The 19,490-nt window shown below is 69.0% G+C and carries 24 protein-coding genes and 3 riboswitches; of the genes, 15 read left to right on the forward strand and 9 right to left on the reverse strand.

Annotated features, from left to right (window positions below; all coding sequences use genetic code 11):
• Positions 1-40: 40 nt before the first annotated feature.
• Positions 41-1,093, reverse strand: coding sequence for a cobalamin biosynthesis protein CobW (gene cobW, locus PHLH3_RS03645; RefSeq protein ID WP_213628236.1), 1,053 nt, complete (start codon positions 1,091-1,093; stop codon positions 41-43).
• 95 nt (positions 1,094-1,188) lie between these two features.
• Positions 1,189-1,383, reverse strand: a riboswitch (cobalamin riboswitch).
• Positions 1,384-1,441: 58 nt separating this feature from the next.
• A riboswitch (cobalamin riboswitch) is annotated at positions 1,442-1,654 on the forward strand.
• Between the two features lie 99 nt (positions 1,655-1,753).
• Between cobW and PHLH3_RS03650 the strand changes: the two genes are divergently transcribed.
• From PHLH3_RS03650 to PHLH3_RS03675, 6 genes are all read left to right on the forward strand, one after another.
• Positions 1,754-1,936 (forward strand): CbtB-domain containing protein, encoded by a 183-nt coding sequence (locus PHLH3_RS03650; RefSeq protein ID WP_021219636.1) that lies wholly within the window; start codon positions 1,754-1,756, stop codon positions 1,934-1,936.
• A gap of 11 nt (positions 1,937-1,947) precedes the next feature.
• Positions 1,948-2,655, forward strand: a complete 708-nt coding sequence (locus tag PHLH3_RS03655) for a CbtA family protein (protein WP_213628237.1) — start codon at positions 1,948-1,950, stop codon at positions 2,653-2,655.
• A 73-nt stretch (positions 2,656-2,728) separates the two neighbouring features.
• The gene (locus PHLH3_RS03660; protein ID WP_213628238.1) at positions 2,729-3,139 is read left to right on the forward strand and encodes a cobalamin biosynthesis protein; all 411 of its coding nucleotides are present in this window, start codon (positions 2,729-2,731) and stop codon (positions 3,137-3,139) included.
• A complete protein-coding gene (cobM, locus tag PHLH3_RS03665; RefSeq protein ID WP_213628239.1) occupies positions 3,136-3,900 on the forward strand; it encodes a precorrin-4 C(11)-methyltransferase in 765 nt (254 codons plus the stop codon). Before PHLH3_RS03660 ends, cobM begins: the two co-directional genes overlap by 4 nt.
• 196 nt (positions 3,901-4,096) lie before the next feature.
• A complete protein-coding gene (locus PHLH3_RS03670) occupies positions 4,097-4,981 on the forward strand; it encodes a sugar nucleotide-binding protein (RefSeq protein ID WP_173178859.1) in 885 nt (294 codons plus the stop codon).
• Complete coding sequence (locus PHLH3_RS03675) at positions 4,974-5,903, forward strand: NAD-dependent epimerase/dehydratase family protein (protein WP_213628240.1); 930 nt, start codon at positions 4,974-4,976, stop codon at positions 5,901-5,903. The genes PHLH3_RS03670 and PHLH3_RS03675 overlap by 8 nt, the downstream gene beginning before the upstream one ends.
• Before the next feature lie 105 nt (positions 5,904-6,008).
• Here the strand turns inward: PHLH3_RS03675 and PHLH3_RS03680 are convergent, their stop codons facing one another.
• The 5 genes from PHLH3_RS03680 to PHLH3_RS03700 all read right to left on the reverse strand — a co-directional run bounded on the left by PHLH3_RS03680 (position 6,009) and on the right by PHLH3_RS03700 (position 9,957).
• On the reverse strand, positions 6,009-6,701 hold the full coding sequence (locus PHLH3_RS03680) for an OmpW family outer membrane protein (RefSeq protein WP_213628241.1): 693 nt from the start codon (positions 6,699-6,701) through the stop codon (positions 6,009-6,011).
• Positions 6,702-6,815: 114 nt separating this feature from the next.
• Positions 6,816-7,343 (reverse strand): DUF3299 domain-containing protein, encoded by a 528-nt coding sequence (locus PHLH3_RS03685; protein ID WP_173178862.1) that lies wholly within the window; start codon positions 7,341-7,343, stop codon positions 6,816-6,818.
• Positions 7,344-7,350: 7 nt separating this feature from the next.
• The gene (locus tag PHLH3_RS03690) at positions 7,351-8,613 is read right to left on the reverse strand and encodes an ABC transporter permease (protein ID WP_213628242.1); all 1,263 of its coding nucleotides are present in this window, start codon (positions 8,611-8,613) and stop codon (positions 7,351-7,353) included.
• Between the two features lies 1 nt (position 8,614).
• Positions 8,615-9,322, reverse strand: coding sequence for an ABC transporter ATP-binding protein (locus tag PHLH3_RS03695; RefSeq protein ID WP_213628243.1), 708 nt, complete (start codon positions 9,320-9,322; stop codon positions 8,615-8,617).
• 38 nt (positions 9,323-9,360) lie between these two features.
• Complete coding sequence (locus tag PHLH3_RS03700) at positions 9,361-9,957, reverse strand: DUF2796 domain-containing protein (RefSeq protein WP_173178865.1); 597 nt, start codon at positions 9,955-9,957, stop codon at positions 9,361-9,363.
• A gap of 128 nt (positions 9,958-10,085) precedes the next feature.
• Here PHLH3_RS03700 and PHLH3_RS03705 point away from each other — a divergent pair, with 128 nt between their 5' ends.
• Positions 10,086-10,436, forward strand: a complete 351-nt coding sequence (locus tag PHLH3_RS03705; protein ID WP_213628244.1) for a hypothetical protein — start codon at positions 10,086-10,088, stop codon at positions 10,434-10,436.
• Positions 10,437-10,549: 113 nt separating this feature from the next.
• Here PHLH3_RS03705 and trxA read toward each other — a convergent pair whose 3' ends face one another.
• The 3 genes from trxA to PHLH3_RS03720 all read right to left on the reverse strand — a co-directional run bounded on the left by trxA (position 10,550) and on the right by PHLH3_RS03720 (position 12,581).
• Positions 10,550-11,419, reverse strand: a complete 870-nt coding sequence (gene trxA / locus PHLH3_RS03710) for a thioredoxin (protein WP_213628245.1) — start codon at positions 11,417-11,419, stop codon at positions 10,550-10,552.
• Positions 11,420-11,493: 74 nt separating this feature from the next.
• Complete coding sequence (locus PHLH3_RS03715; protein WP_213628246.1) at positions 11,494-12,147, reverse strand: 50S ribosomal protein L11 methyltransferase; 654 nt, start codon at positions 12,145-12,147, stop codon at positions 11,494-11,496.
• Positions 12,144-12,581, reverse strand: coding sequence for a YbaY family lipoprotein (locus PHLH3_RS03720; RefSeq protein WP_213628247.1), 438 nt, complete (start codon positions 12,579-12,581; stop codon positions 12,144-12,146). Before PHLH3_RS03720 ends, PHLH3_RS03715 begins: the two co-directional genes overlap by 4 nt.
• Before the next feature lie 123 nt (positions 12,582-12,704).
• Here PHLH3_RS03720 and nrdR point away from each other — a divergent pair, with 123 nt between their 5' ends.
• The 8 genes from nrdR (at position 12,705) to PHLH3_RS03760 (ending at position 19,120) form a co-directional block, all read left to right on the forward strand.
• Entirely contained in the window at positions 12,705-13,169 is a 465-nt protein-coding gene (gene nrdR / locus PHLH3_RS03725; RefSeq protein WP_031287756.1) for a transcriptional regulator NrdR, read from the forward strand.
• A 3-nt stretch (positions 13,170-13,172) separates the two neighbouring features.
• Positions 13,173-14,282, forward strand: coding sequence for a bifunctional diaminohydroxyphosphoribosylaminopyrimidine deaminase/5-amino-6-(5-phosphoribosylamino)uracil reductase RibD (gene ribD, locus PHLH3_RS03730; RefSeq protein ID WP_213628248.1), 1,110 nt, complete (start codon positions 13,173-13,175; stop codon positions 14,280-14,282).
• 167 nt (positions 14,283-14,449) lie between these two features.
• Positions 14,450-14,624, forward strand: a riboswitch (FMN riboswitch).
• Between the two features lie 210 nt (positions 14,625-14,834).
• Positions 14,835-15,497: a riboflavin synthase gene (locus PHLH3_RS03735; protein ID WP_173178871.1), complete on the forward strand. Its 663-nt coding sequence runs from the start codon at positions 14,835-14,837 to the stop codon at positions 15,495-15,497.
• A gap of 18 nt (positions 15,498-15,515) precedes the next feature.
• Positions 15,516-16,610, forward strand: a complete 1,095-nt coding sequence (gene ribBA / locus PHLH3_RS03740; RefSeq protein WP_173178872.1) for a bifunctional 3,4-dihydroxy-2-butanone-4-phosphate synthase/GTP cyclohydrolase II — start codon at positions 15,516-15,518, stop codon at positions 16,608-16,610.
• A gap of 61 nt (positions 16,611-16,671) precedes the next feature.
• On the forward strand, positions 16,672-17,148 hold the full coding sequence (ribE, locus tag PHLH3_RS03745; protein ID WP_111260678.1) for a 6,7-dimethyl-8-ribityllumazine synthase: 477 nt from the start codon (positions 16,672-16,674) through the stop codon (positions 17,146-17,148).
• 14 nt (positions 17,149-17,162) lie between these two features.
• On the forward strand, positions 17,163-17,636 hold the full coding sequence (gene nusB / locus PHLH3_RS03750; RefSeq protein WP_111260731.1) for a transcription antitermination factor NusB: 474 nt from the start codon (positions 17,163-17,165) through the stop codon (positions 17,634-17,636).
• Positions 17,637-17,655: 19 nt separating this feature from the next.
• Complete coding sequence (gene thiL / locus PHLH3_RS03755; RefSeq protein ID WP_213628249.1) at positions 17,656-18,624, forward strand: thiamine-phosphate kinase; 969 nt, start codon at positions 17,656-17,658, stop codon at positions 18,622-18,624.
• Complete coding sequence (locus PHLH3_RS03760) at positions 18,617-19,120, forward strand: phosphatidylglycerophosphatase A (protein ID WP_173178875.1); 504 nt, start codon at positions 18,617-18,619, stop codon at positions 19,118-19,120. Before thiL ends, PHLH3_RS03760 begins: the two co-directional genes overlap by 8 nt.
• Positions 19,121-19,490 lie beyond the last annotated feature (370 nt).

The following is a 19,490-nucleotide window of genomic DNA, read 5'->3' on the forward strand; positions in this document are numbered from 1 at the left end:
AGCGGCCCTCTCCCGGTCGGGAGAGGAGCCGGTTCGGCGGTTACGCCAGGGCGGTGCGCAGTTCGTTGGCGATGGTGGCCTGGTCCAGCTCCTGGCCGATCACCACCAGGCGGGTGGCGCGGGTCTCGCCGGCCAGCCACTTGCGGTCGAAGTGCTTGTCGAAGCGCTTGCCGACGCCCTGCACCAGGAGGCGCATGGGCTTGCCGGGGATGGCGGCGAAGCCCTTGATGCGCAGCACCTCGTGGCGTTCCACCAGTTGGCCGAGGGCGGCCAGCAGCGCGGCTTCCTCCACTTCCGGCAGGTCGACGTGGAAGGAGTCGAACTCGTCGTGGTCGTGGTCCTCGTGCCCTTCGTGGTCGTGGTGGGTGGGGCGGCTGTCGATGTGCGCCTCGGCCTCGGCGTTCAGGCCCAGCAGCACGGAGAGCGGCAGCTTGCCGGCGCTGGCTTCGACGATCTTCACCGCCGGCGGCAGCTCTTCGGCCACTTCGGCGCGCACAGCGGCGAGGGCGTCGGCATCGAGCAGGTCGGCCTTGTTGAGGATCACCAGGTCGGCGCTGGCCAGCTGGTCTTCGAAGAGTTCGTGCAGGGGCGACTCGTGGTCGAGGTTCGGGTCCTGCTTGCGCTGCTCGTCCACCTGCTCGGGGTGGGCGGCGAAGGTGCCGGCGGCCACGGCCGGGCTGTCGACCACGGTGATCACCGCGTCCACCGTGCAGGCGCTGCGGATCTCGGGCCACTGGAAGGCCTGTACCAGGGGCTTGGGCAGGGCCAGGCCGGAGGTTTCGATGAGGATCTGGTCAAGGTCGCCACGGCGGGCCACCAGTTCGCGCATCACCGGGAAGAACTCCTCCTGCACGGTGCAGCACAGGCAGCCGTTGGCCAGTTCGAAGACGCGGCCCACGGCCTCTTCCTCGGTGCAGCCGATGGAGCATTGCTTGAGGATCTCGCCGTCGATGCCCAGTTCGCCGAACTCGTTGACGATCACCGCGATGCGGCGGCCTTCGGCGTTGTCGAGCATGTGGCGGAGCAGGGTGGTCTTACCGGCACCGAGGAAGCCGGTGACGATGGTGACGGGGAGTTTGGCCAGGGTTTTCATGCGCGGCAGCCCTTCGCTGGGAGTCGATCGGATCGGCGGGCGCGCGGGACGAGGGCACGAAAGGCCCGATTCGCCACCGGATCACCCCGCCCGGTTGTCTGGAAATTCGCCGAGGCAGGTCTCCTGGCTCACAGCCTGGCGCGATGCGCCGTCCCTCCGCCTTCCCGCCCGTCGGGCAGTGGCTGTGGATAGGACCTCAGCTGTTCACAGTTGCGGGGGCAGCCACGGCTTGGCCGTGTTCCCTCTTAGCTGCGGCGCGCGGCCGCAGAACCTCGAAGGGCCGAAGGCTACGCAGGCCGGGGGCGGCGGTCAATCGCGGCGGTTGACGGCCGATCGGACTCGTGATGTCCTTGTGCGGTTTTTTCAGGTGTCTCGCGCCGTCGCGCGCGAGGTGAAACGGGAAGTCGGTGTGCCCCAGGGCGAGTCCGACGCTGCCCCCGCAACGGTAAGCGCACGTAGGGATCTGTAGGCCACTGTGTCCGGCGGACATGGGAAGGCAAACCCGACCAGCCATGGCTGGCGTCGCAAGCCCGGAGACCGGCCTGATCACTTTTTGGCAACCCGCGGTGGGCGGGCGCACGCCGGAAATGCGGTGCCGTAGCGGCCGCTTTCTTCGCACGCGTTCCTCTTGCCGACTCACCCGCACGCAGAGGAAGCACCATGTCCAGCAGCACCCTGAGCCATTCGGCCGCCGCCGTCCCCCTGTCCAAACGCCTGGCCATCGCCATCGGTGCCAGCCTCCTGGGCCTGTCGCTCGTGTACTTCGCCGGCTTCTCGCACATCGAGGCGGTGCACAACGCTGCCCACGACACCCGCCACAGCTCCGCCTTCCCCTGCCACTGAGGGGCGCGACCGTGATCAAGCGCATCGCCCAGACCGCCGGGTTCGCCGGCCTGTTCGCCGCCATCGTGCTGACCCTGCTGCAGAGCCTGTGGGTCACCCCGCTGATCCTCCACGCGGAGACGTTCGAAAACTCGGCACCGGCCGAGCAGGCCGAGCACAGCCACGAGCACGCCGCCGGCACGCCCGCCCATGAACACGACGCCGAGGCCTGGGCGCCCGCCGATGGTTGGCAGCGCACGCTGTCCACCGGTGGCGCCAACCTGGTGGTCGCGGTGGGCTTCGCCCTGCTCCTGGCCGCACTGTTCAGCCTGCGCGGCCCGACCCGCGCCTGGCAGGGCCTGCTCTGGGGGCTGGCCGGTTTCGCCACCTTCGCCCTGGCGCCGTCCCTCGGCCTGCCGCCGGAGTTGCCGGGCACCGCGGCCGCCGACCTGGCCCAGCGCCAGGTCTGGTGGGTCGGCACCGCCGCCTCCACCGCTGCCGGCCTGGCGCTGATCGCCTTCGGCCGCAACTGGGTGCTGCGCCTCGTCGGGCTGGCGCTGCTGGTGATCCCCCACGTGGTGGGTGCGCCGCAGCCCGAGGTGCATTCGAGCCTGGCGCCGGAAGCCCTGGAGCACGAGTTCATCGCTGCCTCGCTGATCACCAACGCGCTGTTCTGGGGCGCCCTGGGCTGGGCCGCCGCCTGGCTGTACCAGCGTTCCGCGAGCCAAGACCTGGCGTGAGCCGGGCTTCAGTGCTGATCGACCCCGCGCAGGGCCCGGCCCTTCGCGGGGTCTTGCTTTACAGGGCTGGCCGATGATCCGCGTGGCCGGCCTCGGCTGCCGGCGCGGCTGTCCGGAACACGAACTGCGCGAGCTGCTGGTCACCACCCTGGCCGAGCGCGGCCTGGCGGTCGGCGACCTGAGTGCCCTGGCCAGCGTCGACAGCAAGGCCGACGAGCCCGGGCTGCGGGCACTGGCGCTGTCCCTTCAGCTGCCCCTGGCGCTGCTGCCGGCCACCGAGTTGGCGACCTGCGAGGGGCGGCTGTCCGGCGCCTCGGCCATCGCCCTGCGGGAAACCGGCAGCCCCGGCATCGCCGAAGCCGCGGCCCTGCTGCATGCCGAAACCCTGGCCGGCCGGCCTGCGCGATTGCTGGTGGAAAAGCGCCGCAGTGCCCGCGCCACCTGTGCGCTGGCCTGCATTCCCGAGGATGTGGATAACCCATGACGGTCTATTTCATCGGCGCCGGCCCCGGCGACCCGGAGCTCATCACGGTCAAGGGCCAGCGGTTGATCCGCAGCTGCGCGGTGATCCTCTACGCCGGTTCCCTGGTGCCGGAGGCAGTGCTCGACGGGCATCGCGCCGAGCAGGTGGTGAACACCGCCGAACTGCACCTGGACGAGATCGTCCGCCTGCTGGCCGAGGCCCACGGGCGCGGCCAGGACGTGGCCCGCGTGCACTCCGGCGACCCGTCGCTGTACGGCGCCATCGGCGAGCAGATCCGCCACCTGCGCGCGCTGGGCATTCCCTACGATGTGGTGCCCGGCGTCACCGCCACCGCTGCCTGCGCCGCGTTGCTGGGTACCGAGCTGACCCTGCCGGACATCTCGCAGACGCTGATCCTCACCCGCTTCGCCACCCGCACGCGCATGCCCGAGGGCGAGTCCCTGGCGGAGCTGGCGCAGCACCGCGCGACCCTGGCGGTGCACCTGGGCGTCAGCCACCTGCCGCGCATCGTCCAAGAACTGCTGCCGCACTACGGCGCCGACTGCCCGGTGGCCGTGGTGCACCGCGCCAGCTGGCCCGACCAGGACTGGGTGACCGGCACGCTGGCGGACATCGTCGAGCGTGTGGCGGGCAAGGACTTCCGCCGCACCGCGCTGATCCTCGTGGGGCGCGTGCTGGCCGCCGAAGGCTTCACTGACTCCTCGCTCTATCACCCCGATCACGCCCATCTCTATCGCCCCGCAGGGGGTGATGACGACTGATGCGGCGTGCCGCATGGCGCGCCGCTAGTGACGCAGCGCCGGGAAATAAGCAGAATGCGTGTTCCCCGGTCGGAAACGACCGCCGGCTTGCGTGCCTGATGCCCGTCTTGGCGAACCTCCTGGTCACAGGGATGGCGCCGGTGCGGGGTCATGGCCTGATCGATAACACCCACTGGCTTTAAGCGACCTTCTGTCTATGCGTATGCGCTTGATGCTCCTGGGCGGTGGCAATGCCCTTGGCCAGGCGCTTATCCGCCTGGGGGCCGAGGATGATGTAGGGTTCCTCGCCCCGCGCCCGCCCGAGCAGGGCTGGGATGCCGCCAGCCTGACCCAGCTGCTCGACGACACCCGCCCCGATGCGGTGATCAACCTCGCCTACTACTTCGACTGGTTCCAGGCCGAGGAGGCTAGCCCGGCCCGTTTCGCCGCGCAGGAACGCGCGGTCGAGCGCCTCGCCGAGCTCTGCCAGCACCATGGCATCGTCCTGCTGCAGCCTTCCAGCTACCGCGTCTTCGATGGTGCCCGGGCGACGGCCTACAACGAGAAGGACGAGACCATTCCCCTGAGCCTTCGCGGGCAGTCCCTGTGGCGCATCGAGCAGAGCGTGCGTGCCATGTGCCCCAAGCATGTGCTGCTGCGCTTCGGCTGGCTGCTGGACGACAGCAACGAGGGCATCCTCGGGCGCTTCCTCGCCCGTGCCGAGCGGGACGCCGAGCTGATGCTGGCCGATGACCGCCGCGGCAACCCGACGCCGGTGGACGACGCCGCGCGGGTGATGCTCGCCGTGCTCAAGCAGCTGGACTGCGCCGCGCCGCTCTGGGGCACCTACCACTACGGCGGCCATGAGGCGACCACCACCCTGGCGCTTGGCCAGGCAGTGCTCACCGAGGCCCGCAACCTGCGCGCGCTGAAGGTGCAGGAAATCACCCCCCAGGCCCACGCCGCCCGTCCCGATGCGGCGGACGAGCCCCAGCACGCGGTGCTGGCCTGCAAGAAGATCCTCCATACATTCGGCATCAAGCCCCGCGCCTGGCGCGCGGCGTTGCCCGCACTCCTGGACCGTTACTACCGCCATGGCTGATTCCCCCATCCTCGTTACCGGCGGCGCCGGCTTCATCGGCTCCAACCTTGTCGATGCGCTGCTGGCGCGCGGGCACGCCGTGCGCGTGCTCGACGATCTTTCCACCGGCAAGCGCAGCAACCTGCCGCTGGAGAACCCGCGCGTCGAATTCATCGAAGGCAATGTCGCCGACGCCGCGCGGGTGGCTCGCGCCATGGCCGGCTGCAAGGCGGTGGCGCACCTGGCCGCCGTGGCCTCGGTGCCGGCTTCGGTGGATGACCCGGTGTCGACCCACCAGGCCAACTTCGTCGGCACCCTCAACGTCTGCGAGGCCATGCGCCAGCACGGCGTGAAGCGCGTGACGTTCGCCTCCAGCGCCTCGGTCTACGGGCAGAACGGCGAAGGCCAGGCCATCGACGAGAACACCCCCGTCGCGCCGCTCACCCCCTACGCGGTGGACAAGCTGGCCAGCGAGCAGTACCTGGACTTCTACCGCCGCCAGCATGGCCTGGAGCCGGCGGTGTTCCGCTTCTTCAACATCTTCGGGCCGCGGCAGGACCCGTCCTCGCCCTATTCCGGGGTGATCAGCATCTTCACCGAGCGTGCGCTGGCCGGCACGCCCATCACCATCTTCGGTGATGGCGAGCAGACCCGTGACTTCGTCTATGTCGGCGACCTGGTGCAGGTGCTGGTGCAGGCGCTGGAGAACCCTGGCGTCGAGGCCGGCCCGGTGAACGTCGGCCTGCAGCGCTCCACCAGCCTGAAGGAGCTGCTCGCCGCCATCGGCAGCGTGGTGGGCGAACTGCCGACCATCAGCTACGCCGAGGCGCGCTCGGGCGATATCCGTCATTCCCTGGCGGACAACAGCCGTCTGCTGGAGCGTTTCGACTTCCCCGAGCCGACTCCCCTGGCGGTCGGCCTGGCCCGCTTGCTGGGCCGCTGAGTGACGACAGGAAAGGCGCCTTCGGGCGCCTTTTTGCATCCCGCTCCCATCCCGTGATGCCAATGAAAAAGGCGCCCGAAGGCGCCTTTTCTCGTTGCGGCGGGCTTAGAACTTGTAGCCCAGGCCGACCATGTAGACCCACGGGTCGACGTCCACGTCCACCTTGGCGCGTACGCCCAGGGCGGTGTTGTCGACGTAGGCGCGGGTGTCGATGTCGATGTAGCGCACCTGGGCGTTGAGCATGATGCTGTCGGTCAGCATGTAGTCGGCGCCGACCTGCCAGGCCAGGCCCCAGGAGTTCTTCACGCGGAAGTTGTCGAAGCCGGCCGCGGTCGCGCCGCTACCCACGTGCTCGTCGTAGATCCAGGTGTAGTTGATGCCGGCGCCCAGGTAGGGCTGGAAGGCAGACTGGGATTCCAGCGGGTAGTACACGACGCTCAGGGTCGGCGGCAGGTGCTTCAGCGAGCCCAGGCTGCCGTTGGCGGCGTCGAGGGCGGTGCCCTTGATCTTCACTTCGTGCTCGAAGGGAGTGGCGGCCAGCAGTTCCAGGCCGAAGTGGTCGGTCAGCATGTAGGCGAAGTTCAGGCCCAGCTGGGTGTCGCTGTCCATGGTCGCCTTGCCGCCCAGGTCGGCGCCGGCCAGGGGGCCGCGGTCTACCTTGACGGAAGAGCTGTCGGCTTTCGGGTTGACGGTGATGGCACCGGCACGGACGAGGATGTCACCCGCCTGGTGGGCATGGGCCATCGGGGCGGCCACAGCGAGAGCGAGGAGGGAGGCGGCTAGGAACTGCGTTTTCATTTAATGGCTCCGAGGTCTTGAGCTTGTGTTGGCTGGGCTCAGTTTCGGGGAGCACGAAACGCGGCACCTTGATCTAGCTCAATGCCGCGGCGAGTTCGTTAGCAGGCTTTCTTGTCAGCTCTCGGGCGTCTCGTAGGGGTAGATCTTGCTGGCTTCCATCTGGTAGCCGGCCTCGGCTAGTTCGCTGGTGCTGGACTTCACCTGCAGCGGCCCTTCGATCCAGAACGGCTGGTAGAGCGCGTCCATCAGCACGCCCAGCTCGCTGGTGACGTGGACGATCTGGTTCGAGGGGGGCGGTGGCACGTGGATGCAGGCGCCGAAGTAGGGGACCAGGAGGAAGTCGGTCACCCGGCCTTCCTCGGTCACGTCCAGCGGCACGATGTAGCCCGGCAGCTTCACTTCCTGGCCGTCCAGGCCCTGCACCACCGGCGCCGCCGGCGACTGCTGGCTGGCGGCGGGACCCGCTTCGGCGGCGAGCGAGTCGGCCAGCTGCGAAAGGTCGTGGATGGGCGCGGGAGGCGGGGGCGGCGGAGCGTCGGCGGGGATCAGCTCGGACCAGGTCAGTTCGCGGACCTCACCGGCCCAGAGGCCGGTGGCGGTCAGCAGGATCAGGGCCGGAAGGGCCAGCAGGGCGCGTTTCATCGTGGGCTCACAGGCGAATGGACAGGCCGTCGGCCAGGGACTGCCGATAAGCGCGCCAGGCCGGCACGGCGCCCATCAGCAGGGCGGCGGCCAGGATACCGCCCAGCAGCGTCCACTCATAGCGGCTCGGTAGTGCCAGCGGCAGGTAGAGGCCGTAGTTGGCCTGCACGTAGCCCTGGGCGAGGGCGATGCCGAGGTACAGCAGCACCAGCCCGAGCACCGCGCCGGCCAGTGCCAGGGCGAAGGCCTCCAGCACCAGCAGGCTGGCGATATGCCAGGGCCGCGCGCCCACCGAGCGCAGGATGGCCATTTCGCGACGGCGCTCGTTGAGGCTGGTGAGGATGGCGGTGAGCATGCCGATCAGCCCGGTGAGCACGACGAACAGCGAAACCACGAACAGCGCCTTCTCGGCCGTGCCCATCAGGCTCCAGAGCTCCTGCAGGGCGACGCCGGGGAGGATCGCCAGCAGCGGTTCGCCACGGTACTCGTTGATCTCCCGCTGCACGGCGAAGGTGGCGATCTTGCTGTTGAGGCCGAGCATGAAGGCGGTGATGGCCTTGGGTTGCAGGTCCATGGCCCGGGCCTGGTCGGCGTTGACCTTGCCGGCACCGCGCGCGGGCACGCCGTTCTGCCAGTCGACGTGCAGTGCCTCCATCCCCGCGAGGGAGATGTGCAGGGTGCGGTCCACCGGCGTACCGGTGCGTTCGAGGATGCCGACCACGGTGAAGGGCTTGTCGTCGTGCTGCACCAGGCTGACGGTGGCGACGCCGTGGGACAGCACCACCTTGTCACCCAGCTTGTACTTCAGCGCCTCGGCCACCTCGGCACCGAGCACCACGTCGAACATGTCGGCGAAGGGCTTGCCCTCGGCCAGCTTCAGCGCCTGGGCGCGGCCGTAGCGGTAGTGCTCGAAATAGGCCTCGCTGGTGCCCATTACCCGGTAGCCCTTGTGCGAATCACCCAGGGAGATGGGGATGGCCCATTTCACCTTGGGGTTGTGGGCGAGGGTTTCGAAGCTGTCCCAGCGGATGTTGTTGGTGGCGTTGCCGATGCGGAACACCGAATACAGCAGCAGGTTCACCGAGCCGGAGCGGGCGCCGACGATCAGGTCGGTGCCGCTGATGGTGCTGGCGAAACTGGCGCGTGCCTCGGTGCGCACCCGCTCGACCGCCAGCAGCAGGCAGACCGAGAGGGCGATGGCGAAGACGGTGAGCAGGGCGGTGAAGCGGCGGTTGGCGAGGCTCGCCAGGGCCAGGCGGAACAGGTACATCTCAGGCCTCCTGCGGGCGCGCGGCGCGGTTCAGTTCAAGCAGCGACAGGCTGCGATCGAAGAGCGCTGCCAGGCTCTGGTCGTGGCTGACGAACAGCAGGCTGGCACCCGCCTCGCGGCATTCGCCGAAGAGCAGCTGGAGGAAGCTTTCCCGGGCGTCGGCGTCCAGGGCCGAGGTGGGTTCGTCGGCGATCACCAGTTCCGGCTGGCCGATCAGCGCGCGGGCGGCGGCGACGCGCTGCTGCTGGCCGATGGACAGCGCGTCGGCGCGGCGCTCCAGCAGCCCGGCGGCCAGGCCCAGGTGGCCGAGCAGGGTGGTCGCGGCCTGGGCCACGCTGCCATGGCGCTGCCGGGCGCGCTGGGCGCGCAGGTGCGAGAAGTGGCAGGGCAGCTCGACGTTCTCACGCACGGAAAGGAAGGGCAGCAGGTTGAACTGCTGGAAGATGTAGCCGGTGTGGTCGACGCGGAAGCGGTCGCGGGCGCCCGAGGCCATCTTGCCCAGGTCGCGGCCCAGCAGGCTGACGCTGCCCCGGCCTGGCGTCTGCACGCCACCGAGCAGGCCCAGCAGGGTGGTCTTGCCACTGCCGCTGGGGCCCTTGAGGAAGAGGGTTTCCCCGCTTTGCAGGGCGAAGGCGGGGATGTCGAGCAGTTCGGCGTGGCCCGGCCAGGCGAAGCCCAGCTCGGAGATTTCGATCAGTGTCTGGCTCATGGGGTGCCGACCGGGTTGCCCCGGCCGGTTCATCGGATTCAGAAGCTCAGGGAGGGGTTGGCAGGGGTCAGCTCGGCGCCCTGCTGGCCCTGCGGGCCGATCAGTTGTACCTGAATTTTCTGGGTGGCGGGGAAGCGCTCGAACAGCTCCTTGAGGTCCAGGGTCTTGAGGTCACCGGGCTTGGCGCATTCCAGCTGGTAGTGGGCGTGGACCTCGCTGTGCTCGTGGTGGTGCTCGTGGCCTTTCTCTTCGTCGTGGTCGGCGTCTTCGTGCTCATGCTCGTGGTCCGCCGGGGCGTTGCCGAACAGCGGGCTTTCCAGCTCCTGGCCGGTGACCTTGCAACCGGCGACCAGGGGCAGGGCGAACAGGTCCAGCGGCTTCTCCAGCAGGGCGCGGGCGGCGGCGACCTTGGCCTTGTCGGCGTCGCTGCTGGCGGCGTGCTCGAAGCCGACCAGGTTCATGGCCGGGCTTTCCAGCTCCAGTTCCAGGCTGTTGCCGTCCAGGGCGACGTTCATCCGCGCCACGCCGTGCTCATGGGCGCCGAGGCTGCCGTGCTCCTCGTGTTCGTGTTCGTGGGCCTGGGCGGCGGCCAGGGGCAGCAGGGCGAAGGGCAGGGCGAGCAGCAGGCGGCGCATGAGGCACTCCGGAGTCGGGTGAAATGAGGTGTTACGTTATAACAACTTTCAGATCGCCTCGCCAGTGTCGCCTGGCGCCTGGTCGAGGCACGTGGGAGCATGGCCCGATTCAACCTGGGGAGCTGGACATGCTGCGTATTCGTGGACGGATCGGCGATTGGCCGGTCGACCTGACGGTGGAGATGGACGAGGAGGACTGGCAGCGCCTGGGCGCGCAGCTGCAGGTCGGTGTCGAGGCGCCAGCCGCGCCGCTCGCCGCTCCCGCCAAGGCTCCTAAGCGCAGCGATGCCCTGTGGGATACCGCGCTGGAGCTGCTGCGCAACGCCGGGCGTATCGAGGGGCCGCGCCTGCTGGGCGAACTGGAAGCCCTCGCTGGCGGAGCGGCGGCCGGCAAGCGCCTGCTGGTGCGCTTGCGCCATAGCGAGCGGGTGCAGCTGGAGATGGGGGGCGATGCGCCCGTCTATGTCTGGAAGGGGTGAGCGGCGCAGGTCCGTAGGTTGGGCTGAGGTACGAAGCCCAACGTGACCCTGTTGGGCATTGCATCGTTGGGCCTCGCTACGCTCGGCGCCAACCTACGGGAGCTTTTGCGCGATCAGTAGATCGCCTGGTAGAGCTTGCGGCGGTAGGTGGTGACCAGCGGGTGGTCGTTGCCCAGCAGGTCGAACACCTGCAGCAGGGTCTTGTGGGCGATGCCCTCGGCGTAGCTGCGGTTGCGCACGAAGAGCTTGAGCAGGCCCTCCAGCGCCGGCTCGTACTGCTGGCGGGCCAGTTGCTGGATGCAGAGCTGGTAGCTGGCCTCGTCGTCCTCGGCGTTCTGCGCCAGGCGTGACTTCAGGTCGGCGGCTTCCGGCAGGTCGGCGGCCTGGCGCAGGAAGGTCAGCTGCGCGCGGGCGCCGGCCAGGGCCTGCTTGTGCTCGTCGCTCTTCACCGCATCCAGTACCGCCTGGGCTTCGCCCAGTTCACCGCGTTCGGCCAGGCAGCGCGCATAGAGGATCAGCGCGGCGGCGTTGCCGTTGTCCTCGGTCAGCACGTCCTTGAGCAGGGCCTCGGCATCGCCGATGCGGCCATCGGCGAACAGCGCCTGGGCGGTTTCCAGCGGGTCGGCGGCGGCCGGCGCGGGCTGCTGCACATGGGGTTCGAGCATGGCGCGGATCTGCGACTCGGGCTGCGCGCCGGCGAAGCCGTCCACCGGCTGGCCGTCCTTGAACAGCACCACGGTGGGCAGGCTGCGGATGCCGAAGCGCATCACGATGTCCTGCTCGATGTCGCAGTTGACCTTGGCCAGCAGCAGCTCGCCGCGGTAGGACTCGGCGATCTGCGCCAGCAGCGGCATCAGCGCCTTGCACGGCGCGCACCACTCGGCCCAGAAGTCCACCAGGACCGGCTTGTGGAAGGAGTTCTGGATCACCGCCTGATCGAAGTCGGCGGCGGTGGTATCGAAGATGTAGGGCGTGTCGCTCATCGGAGGTTCTCGAGTGCGCAAGGGATGGGCGAATGATACGGCCGCCGCATGCAGCCGCCTACCGGGGCCCGCCGTTATCTCGCTGCGTGGTACAGGCTCACGTGGCGGAATTGCTCGGGCTCGGCCAGGTCCGGCCAGGTGCAGGCTTCGAGCATCGCCAGGCGGCGGTATTGTGGGTGGGCGAAGTCGCGGACGCGGGAGTCGGCCACCAGGGCTTCGCGGCCACGGCTGAGGAAGTGGTCGAGCAGGGGCAGGTTGGCGCGGTCATAGAGCACGTCGGCGACCACGACCAGGTCGAAGCGGTCGGCTTCGGCGAAGAAGTCCCCGGAGTAGCCCAGCTCCACGCCATTGAGCTCGGCGTTGGCGCGGCAGGACTCCAGGGCCAGCGGGTCGAGGTCGCAGGCCACCACTTCCGCGGCGCCCGCCCTGGCCGCAGCGATGGCGGCCACGCCCGAGCCCGCGCCGAAATCCAGCACGCGCTTGCCGGCCACCCATTCCGGGCGCTCGGCGAACCAGCGCGCCAGGGCCAGGCCGCTGGCCCAGCAGAAGCACCAGTAGGGCGGCTCCTCGAGGATGCGGCGGGTCTCATCGGGGTCGAAGGCGCGATCCATGTTGCCGCCGTCGATCAGCCACAGGCGCAGGTCGGTGCCGGGCAGTGTCTCGGCGTTCAGGCGGGCGTCGCCGAGCAGTTGGCCGAGGGCGCGTTGCAGCGCTGCGGGCGCCTTCACGGCGCGCGTTCCAGCTGCAGCTGGCCAAGGGCCTGGCTCTCGGGCTGGAGGATGCGTCGCGGCGCCAGGCGCTGCACCAGTTGGCCGGACTGGCTGACGCGGGCGCGCAGCTCCACGCGCTCGCCCTGGGGGAACACCTCGGGGTTGAAGGTCAGCTTGAACGGCAGCGCCTGGCCCGTGCCCGCGAGGCGCACGCTGCCGAGCAGGCGTTGTGGGCGGTCGCGGCCGTCGATCACCAGCAGCGCCATCTCCACTTCGCTGCCGGCCGGGGCCCCGAGCAACTGGCCCTTGAGCTCGCGCAGGTGCGCGGGTGTCGGCTCCTCGACCTGGACCCGCTGCTGTGCCGGCCTGGGGGCGGGCTTGGGCTCGGCGGGCGGTTCGCTGGAACAGGCGGCCAGCAGGGCTGCGAGGAAAAGGACGGAAAGGGCGCGCATCGGTGACTCCTGGCCTTTGTTGCGGAGGGCTCTGGGCGGCCTTATAACGCAAAGCCCGCGGCTTGTCTTGCCGGGGAGATGCGCTACCATGTGGCCTTCTTTTTCCGCAGTCACCTCCCCACCATGCACTGTCCCTTCTGTGGCGCCCATGACACCAAGGTGATCGATTCGCGACTGGTCGCTGAAGGCGATCAGGTCCGCCGCCGCCGCGAATGCCTGGCGTGCGAGGAACGCTTCACCACCTTCGAGACCGCCGAACTGGTCATGCCCCGGCTGATCAAGCAGGACGGCAGCCGCCAGCCCTTCGACGAGGAGAAGCTTCGCGCCGGCATGCAGCGAGCGCTGGAGAAGCGCCCGGTGAGCATCGAGCGCCTCGAAGAAGCCATCGCCCATATCAAGCACAAGCTGCGCGCCACCGGCGAGCGCGAGGTGAAGTCCCGCGTGCTCGGCGAGCTGGTGATGCTCGAGCTGCAGAAGCTCGACGAAGTGGCCTATATCCGATTCGCCTCGGTCTACCGTCGATTCCAGGACCTCAACGAGTTCCGCGAGGAGATCGAACGCCTGGCCCGAGAGCCCTCCAAAGACTAAGGCATGACCCAGAACGATCAGGCCTTCATGGCCCGCGCACTCGAGCTGGCCCGCAAGGGCCTGTACTCCACGCATCCCAACCCTCGCGTCGGCTGCGTGATCGTCCGGGACGGGCGCATCGTCGGCGAGGGCTGGCACGCCCGTGCCGGCGAGCCCCACGCCGAGGTCCATGCCCTGCGCCAGGCCGGCGACAAGGCCCGCGGCGCCACCGCCTACGTCACCCTCGAACCCTGCAGCCACCACGGCCGCACCCCGCCCTGTGCCGACGCCCTGGTGAATGCCGGGCTGGCCCGTGTGGTGGCCGCGATGCAGGACCCCAACCCCGAAGTCTCCGGCCGTGGCCTGCTGCGCCTGATGCAGGCCGGCATCGCCGTGCAGAGCGGCGTGCTGGAGGCCGAGGCGCGTGAACTCAATGCCGGCTTCATCAAGCGCATGGAGCAGGGGCTGCCCTTCGTCCGGGTCAAGCTGGCGATGAGCCTGGACGGTCGCACCGCCATGGCCAGCGGCGAGAGCCAGTGGATCACCGGCCCTGCCGCCCGCGCCGCCGTGCAGCGCCTGCGCGCACGTGCCAGCGTGGTGCTGACCGGTGCCGATACCGTGCTCGCCGACGATGCGCGCCTTACCGTGCGCCCCGACGAACTGGGCCTGAATGCCGAACTCACCGCGCTGGCGCTGGACCGCCCGCCGCTGCGCGTGCTGGTCGACGGCCGCCTGCGCGTGCCGCTGTCCGCCCCCTTCTTCCAGGCCGGGCCGGCGCTGGTGGCCACCTGTGCCGCTGCCGCTGCGCGCGACCGCTTCCAAGACGACGGCCACGAACTGCTGGCGGTGCCGGGCAGCAACGGCCACGTCGACCTCAAGCGCCTGCTGGGCGAGCTGGCCGCGCGCGGCGCCAACGAGGTGCTGGTCGAAGCCGGCCCCCGCCTGGCGGGCGCCTTCGCCCGTGCCGGGCTGGTGGACGAGTACCAGATCTTCATGGCCGGCCGCTTCCTCGGCTCCAGCGCCAGGCCCTTGCTGGACTGGCCCCTGGCGCGGATGGCCGAGGCGCCGCAGTTGAAGATCCTCGGCATTCGCCCGGTCGGGGATGACTGGCGGATCATTGCGGTGCCTTTGTGAAGGCAGCGGCAAGCTTCAAGCTAGAAGCTAGAAGCTAGAAGCTAGAAGCTAGAAGCCGGCACACTTGTCGCTTGCAGCTTGCAGCTTGCAGCTTGCAGCTTGCAGCTTGCAGCTTTCCCCTTTCCCCTCCTTGTGTTAAAAACTCGCCTCGGCCACGCAAGTGGCCGAATCGTTCTCAGGGCGGGGTGAAAGTCCCCACCGGCGGTAATTGCGCGTTGCGCATAGCCCGCGAGCGCTCATCCGGACAGCCGACTGCCAGCAGCGGATAGTCCCGGATGAGGTCAGCAGACCCGGTGTGATCCCGGGGCCGACGGTCATAGTCCGGATGAAGAGAGAACGGGATTGCCTGCCTGGGCGTGCGCCTGCACGCCTGCGAAGTCCCTTTCGATCCAACGTGCCCTGTTTTTCCATAAACAGGAGTCCAACGATGTCCCATACCTTTCTCCCGGCGCTCGCAGCATCGTCTGCGTGGATGTCCGCGGCGGTTTTCCGGGTGCCTATAATGCGTTCCCGGGCCTCGTGCCCCGGCCGTTCCCTTGCAGTGGAGGTCCCATGTTCACCGGCATAATCGAAGCGATCGGCAGCATCCGTGCGCTCACCCCGAAGGGCGGTGACGTGCGCGTCTACGTGGCCACCGGCAAGCTCGACCTGGGTGACGTCAAGCTCGGCGACAGCATCGCGGTCAACGGCGTCTGCCTCACCGCGGTGGAGCTGCCCGGCGACGGCTTCTGGGCCGATGTGAGTCGCGAGACCCTGGCCCGCACCGCCTTCATCGACCTGAAGACCGGTAGCAAGGTCAACCTCGAGAAGGCCCTGACCCCCACCAGCCGCCTCGGCGGGCACCTGGTCAGCGGTCATGTCGATGGCGTGGGCGAGGTCGTGGCACGGGAAGACAACGCCCGTGCCGTGCAATTTCGGATCCGTGCACCGCGTGAACTGGCGAAATACATAGCCCTGAAGGGGTCGATCACCGTCGACGGCACGAGCCTGACGGTGAACGCGGTCAATGGCGCCGAATTCGAGCTGACCATCGTCCCGCACACCCTGGACGAGACCATCATGGCCGACTACCGGCCGGGTCGGCAGGTCAACCTCGAGGTCGACCTCCTGGCGCGCTACCTGGAGCGCCTGCTGCTCGGCGACAAGGCCGCCGAGCCCGCCGCCTCGGGCCTGACCGAAAGCTTCCTCGCCGAACACGGCTACCTCAAACACTGAATCCATTAAGGAGGGCCCATGGCTCTCAATACCGTTGACGAACTGATCGAAGACATCCGCCAGGGCAAGATGGTCATCCTCATGGATGACGAGGACCGCGAGAACGAAGGCGACCTGATCATGGCCTCCGAGTGCGTGCAGGCCGAGCACATCAACTTCATGGCGCGCTTCGCCCGTGGCCTGATCTGCATGCCCATGACCCGCGAGCGCTGCGAGACCCTCAAGCTGCCGCTGATGGCGCCGCGCAACGGCTCCGGCTTCGGCACCAAGTTCACCGTCTCCATCGAGGCCGCCGAGGGCGTCACCACCGGCATCTCCGCCGCCGACCGCGCGCGCACCGTGCAGGCCGCCGCCGCCAAGAACGCCAAGGCCGACGACATCGTCAGCCCAGGCCACATCTTCCCGCTGATGGCCCAGCCCGGCGGCGTGCTGGCCCGCGCCGGCCACACCGAGGCGGCCTGCGACCTGGCGCGCATGGCCGGCTTCGAGCCGTCCGGGGTGATCTGCGAGGTGATGAACGACGACGGCACCATGTCCCGTCGTCCCGAGCTGGAGGCCTTCGCCGCCGAGCACGGGATCAAGATCGGCACCATCGCCGACCTCATCCACTACCGCCTCATCCACGAACGCACCGTCGAGCGCATCGCCGAGCAGCCGCTGGACAGCGAGCTGGGCCAGTTCAACCTGGTGACCTACCGCGACGCCGTCGAAGGCGACGTGCACATGGCCCTGACCCTGGGCACCATCAGCCCGGAAGAGCCGACCCTGGTGCGCGTGCACAACATGGACCCGCTGCGCGACCTGTTCATGGTCAACCAGGAAGGTCGCTGGAGCCTGCGCGCGGCGATGAAGGAAGTGGCCAAGGCCGGCAGCGGCGTCGTGCTGCTGCTGGGCAACCCGCTGACCGGCCCGCAGCTGCTGGCGCACCTGGAGCGCCAACTGGGCAGCGATGCCAAGGTCACCAACCCCGCGACCTACAGCACCGTCGGGGCCGGCTCGCAGATTCTTCGCGATCTCGGTGTGCGCAAGATGCGCCTGATGAGTTCGCCGATGAAGTTCAATGCGATATCCGGTTTCGACCTGGAAGTTGTAGAATACCTGCCCGCTGAATGACCCGTAGGGCGCGTCACCTGCCGTGAACGCGCCCTCGCTCTTTAATGAACGAGAACTCGCCATGACCCTGAAGACCATCGAAGGTACCTTCATCGCCCCCAAAGGCCGCTTCGCCCTGGTGGTCGGCCGCTTCAACAGCTTCGTCGTAGAAAGCCTGGTGAGCGGCGCCGTAGACGCCCTGGTACGCCACGGCGTGAATGAAAGCGACATCACCATCATCCGTGCACCGGGTGCCTTCGAGATCCCGCTGGTGGCGCAGAAAGTCGCCCAGCGCGGCGAATACGCAGCGATCATCGCCCTCGGCGCCGTGATCCGTGGTGGCACCCCGCACTTCGAATACGTCGCCGGTGAGTGCACCAAGGGCCTGGCCCAGGTGTCCATGGAGTTCGGCGTACCGGTCGCCTTCGGCGTGCTGACGGTCGACTCCATCGAGCAGGCCATCGAACGCTCCGGCACCAAGGCCGGCAACAAGGGCGCCGAAGCCGCCCTGTCCGCCCTCGAAATGGTCAGCCTGCTGGCGGCCTTGGAGGCCAAGTGAGTTTCAACAGCGACATCGACAACCCGGACGAAGGCAAGAAGCCCGTAGCCAAGGGCAAGACCGCCGCCCGTCGCCAGGCCCGCAGCCTGGCCGTCCAGGCCCTGTACCAGTGGCACATCGCCCGCCAGCCGCTCAACGAGATCGAGGCGCAGTTCCGCGTCGACAACGATTTCGCGGCCGTCGACGGTGCCTACTTCCACGAGATCCTCCACGGCGTACCGCGCCAGGTGACCGAGATCGACGAGGCCTTCACGCCTTGCCTGGACCGGCCCCTGGCGGAGGTCGACCCGGTCGAGCTCGCCGTGCTGCGCCTCTCCACCTACGAGCTGCGCAACCGCATCGACGTGCCCTACCGCGTGGTGATCAACGAAGGCATCGAGCTGGCCAAGGTCTTCGGCGCCACCGACGGGCACAAGTTCGTCAATGGCGTGCTGGACAAGCTGGCACCGCTGCTGCGTGCCGCCGAGGTCCGTGGCGCCAAGCGCTGAGCGCCCGCGCCCTCGATGAATGGGTGAGTTCGAGCTGATCCGTCGCTACTTCGCCACCGCTGCCTGCGCAGCGGCCGGCGAGGGCATCGCGCTCGGCATCGGCGACGACTGCGCCCTGCTGCAACTCCCCGCCGGCGAACAGCTGGCGGTCTCCACCGATACCCTGGTCGCCGGGGTGCATTTCCCCGTCCTGTGCGACCCCTTCCTGCTCGGCCAGCGCGCCCTGGCGGTTTCAGTCAGCGACCTGGCCGCGATGGGCGCCACGCCCGTCGGCTTCACCCTCGCCCTGACCCTGCCGACCGCCGATGCGGACTGGCTGCAGGGGCTCGCCCGTGGCCTCGACGCCATGGCCCGCGACTGCGCCATCGCCCTGATCGGCGGCGACACCACCCGTGGACCGCTGAGCCTGACCCTCACCGTGTTCGGCCGCGTGCCCGCCGGCCAGGCCCTGACCCGTGCCGGCGCCCGTCCCGGCGACCTGCTCTGCGTCGGCGGCAGCCTGGGCGACGGCGCCGGCGCCTTGCCCCTGGTGCTCGGCGAGCGCGACGACGACAGCCACGAGGCCCGTGCGCTGCTCGCTCACTACTGGTCGCCACCGCCGCAGATCGGCCTCGGCCTCGCCCTGCGCGGCAAGGCCAGCGCGGCGCTGGACATTTCCGATGGCCTGCTCGCCGATTGCGGGCACATCGCCGTCGCCTCCGCTGTCGCGCTGATGGTGGAGCGCGAGCGCCTGCCGCTATCTGCCGGGCTGCGCGCGCTCTACCCGCGCGAGCCCGCCCTGAACCATGCACTGGCCGGCGGCGACGACTACCGCCTGGTCTTCACCCTGCCGCCGCAACACCTGGCGAGCCTGCAGGCCGCCTGGCCCGGCGTAACCGTCATCGGCCGCGTCGAAACGGGCGAGGGCGTGCACCTGCTCGATGCCGACGGTGGGGAAATCCTGCCGCCGGCACGGGGCTTTCAACACTTCGGGAGTCAAGGTGACTGATCATCCGCAGCAAGCGCCGGCCCAGCCGGTCCCGCCCTCGGTCTGGCGCAACCCCTGGCATTTCCTCGCCTTCGGCTTCGGCTCCGGGACCCTGCCCAAGGCCCCCGGCACCTGGGGCTCGCTGGTGGCGCTGCCGTTCATTCCGCTCTGGCAGATGCTGCCCGACTGGGGCTACTGGCTGATGCTCGGGCTGACCATGCTGTTCGGCTTCTGGCTGTGCGGCAAGGTCGCCGACGACCTGCGCGTGCACGACCACGAGGGCATCGTCTGGGACGAGATGGTCGGCATGTGGATCACCCTCTGGCTGGTGCCCGAGGGATGGCAGTGGCTGCTGCTAGGCTTCCTGGTATTCAGGTTCATGGACATCCTCAAGCCCTGGCCGATCCGCTGGATCGACCGGCATGTCCATGGCGGCGTCGGCATCATGCTCGACGACGTGCTGGCCGGCGTCTTCGCCTGGCTGGCGATGCAACTGATCGTCTGGGGCCTGGGCTAGTCCGGCCAGGCGGGCATTTGGCAGGAGCGGAGCGGGAGTGATGATGCGCGGCTGGTTGATCGGTCTGCTGGCGATGATGGCGGCGCCCTGGGTGCTTGCCACGGACGGGCCGGGCGATGTGCCCGGGGCGAGCCCGGCGGAAGTCGTCATCGCCGCGGAGGTCTGGGCCGCGCACACCGACTCCGACGGTACCGGGCTCGGCTGGGACGTCTTGCGCAAGGTCTTCGAGCCGGTCGGCGTGCGCCTGCGCATCCGCTCCGTGCCCTATACCCGCTCCATCGGCCTGGTGAAGCGTGGCGAGGCGGACGCCTGGGTCGGCTCCTACCGCGACGAAGTGCCCTGGGCCCTCTACCCCCGCTGGAACTACGAT

Origin of the sequence: Pseudomonas sp. Pc102, assembly GCF_018408275.1 — a bacterium.
In the GTDB taxonomy this organism is placed as follows: Bacteria; Pseudomonadota; Gammaproteobacteria; order Pseudomonadales; family Pseudomonadaceae; genus Metapseudomonas; species Metapseudomonas tohonis.

Bases quoted from the DNA above. Each gene is read 5' to 3' on its own strand.
- cobW (WP_213628236.1), bottom strand. From the start codon at position 1,093: ATGAAAACCCTGGCCAAACTCCCCGTCACCATCGTCACCGGCTTCCTC.
- PHLH3_RS03650 (WP_021219636.1), top strand. From the start codon at position 1,754: ATGTCCAGCAGCACCCTGAGCCATTCGGCCGCCGCCGTCCCCCTGTCC.
- PHLH3_RS03660 (WP_213628238.1), top strand. From the start codon at position 2,729: ATGATCCGCGTGGCCGGCCTCGGCTGCCGGCGCGGCTGTCCGGAACAC.
- cobM (WP_213628239.1), top strand. From the start codon at position 3,136: ATGACGGTCTATTTCATCGGCGCCGGCCCCGGCGACCCGGAGCTCATC.
- PHLH3_RS03670 (WP_173178859.1), top strand. From the start codon at position 4,097: ATGCGTATGCGCTTGATGCTCCTGGGCGGTGGCAATGCCCTTGGCCAG.
- PHLH3_RS03675 (WP_213628240.1), top strand. From the start codon at position 4,974: ATGGCTGATTCCCCCATCCTCGTTACCGGCGGCGCCGGCTTCATCGGC.
- PHLH3_RS03680 (WP_213628241.1), bottom strand. From the start codon at position 6,701: ATGAAAACGCAGTTCCTAGCCGCCTCCCTCCTCGCTCTCGCTGTGGCC.
- PHLH3_RS03685 (WP_173178862.1), bottom strand. From the start codon at position 7,343: ATGAAACGCGCCCTGCTGGCCCTTCCGGCCCTGATCCTGCTGACCGCC.
- PHLH3_RS03690 (WP_213628242.1), bottom strand. From the start codon at position 8,613: ATGTACCTGTTCCGCCTGGCCCTGGCGAGCCTCGCCAACCGCCGCTTC.
- PHLH3_RS03695 (WP_213628243.1), bottom strand. From the start codon at position 9,322: ATGAGCCAGACACTGATCGAAATCTCCGAGCTGGGCTTCGCCTGGCCG.
- PHLH3_RS03700 (WP_173178865.1), bottom strand. From the start codon at position 9,957: ATGCGCCGCCTGCTGCTCGCCCTGCCCTTCGCCCTGCTGCCCCTGGCC.
- PHLH3_RS03705 (WP_213628244.1), top strand. From the start codon at position 10,086: ATGCTGCGTATTCGTGGACGGATCGGCGATTGGCCGGTCGACCTGACG.
- trxA (WP_213628245.1), bottom strand. From the start codon at position 11,419: ATGAGCGACACGCCCTACATCTTCGATACCACCGCCGCCGACTTCGAT.
- PHLH3_RS03720 (WP_213628247.1), bottom strand. From the start codon at position 12,581: ATGCGCGCCCTTTCCGTCCTTTTCCTCGCAGCCCTGCTGGCCGCCTGT.
- nrdR (WP_031287756.1), top strand. From the start codon at position 12,705: ATGCACTGTCCCTTCTGTGGCGCCCATGACACCAAGGTGATCGATTCG.
- ribD (WP_213628248.1), top strand. From the start codon at position 13,173: ATGACCCAGAACGATCAGGCCTTCATGGCCCGCGCACTCGAGCTGGCC.
- PHLH3_RS03735 (WP_173178871.1), top strand. From the start codon at position 14,835: ATGTTCACCGGCATAATCGAAGCGATCGGCAGCATCCGTGCGCTCACC.
- ribBA (WP_173178872.1), top strand. From the start codon at position 15,516: ATGGCTCTCAATACCGTTGACGAACTGATCGAAGACATCCGCCAGGGC.
- ribE (WP_111260678.1), top strand. From the start codon at position 16,672: ATGACCCTGAAGACCATCGAAGGTACCTTCATCGCCCCCAAAGGCCGC.
- thiL (WP_213628249.1), top strand. From the start codon at position 17,656: ATGGGTGAGTTCGAGCTGATCCGTCGCTACTTCGCCACCGCTGCCTGC.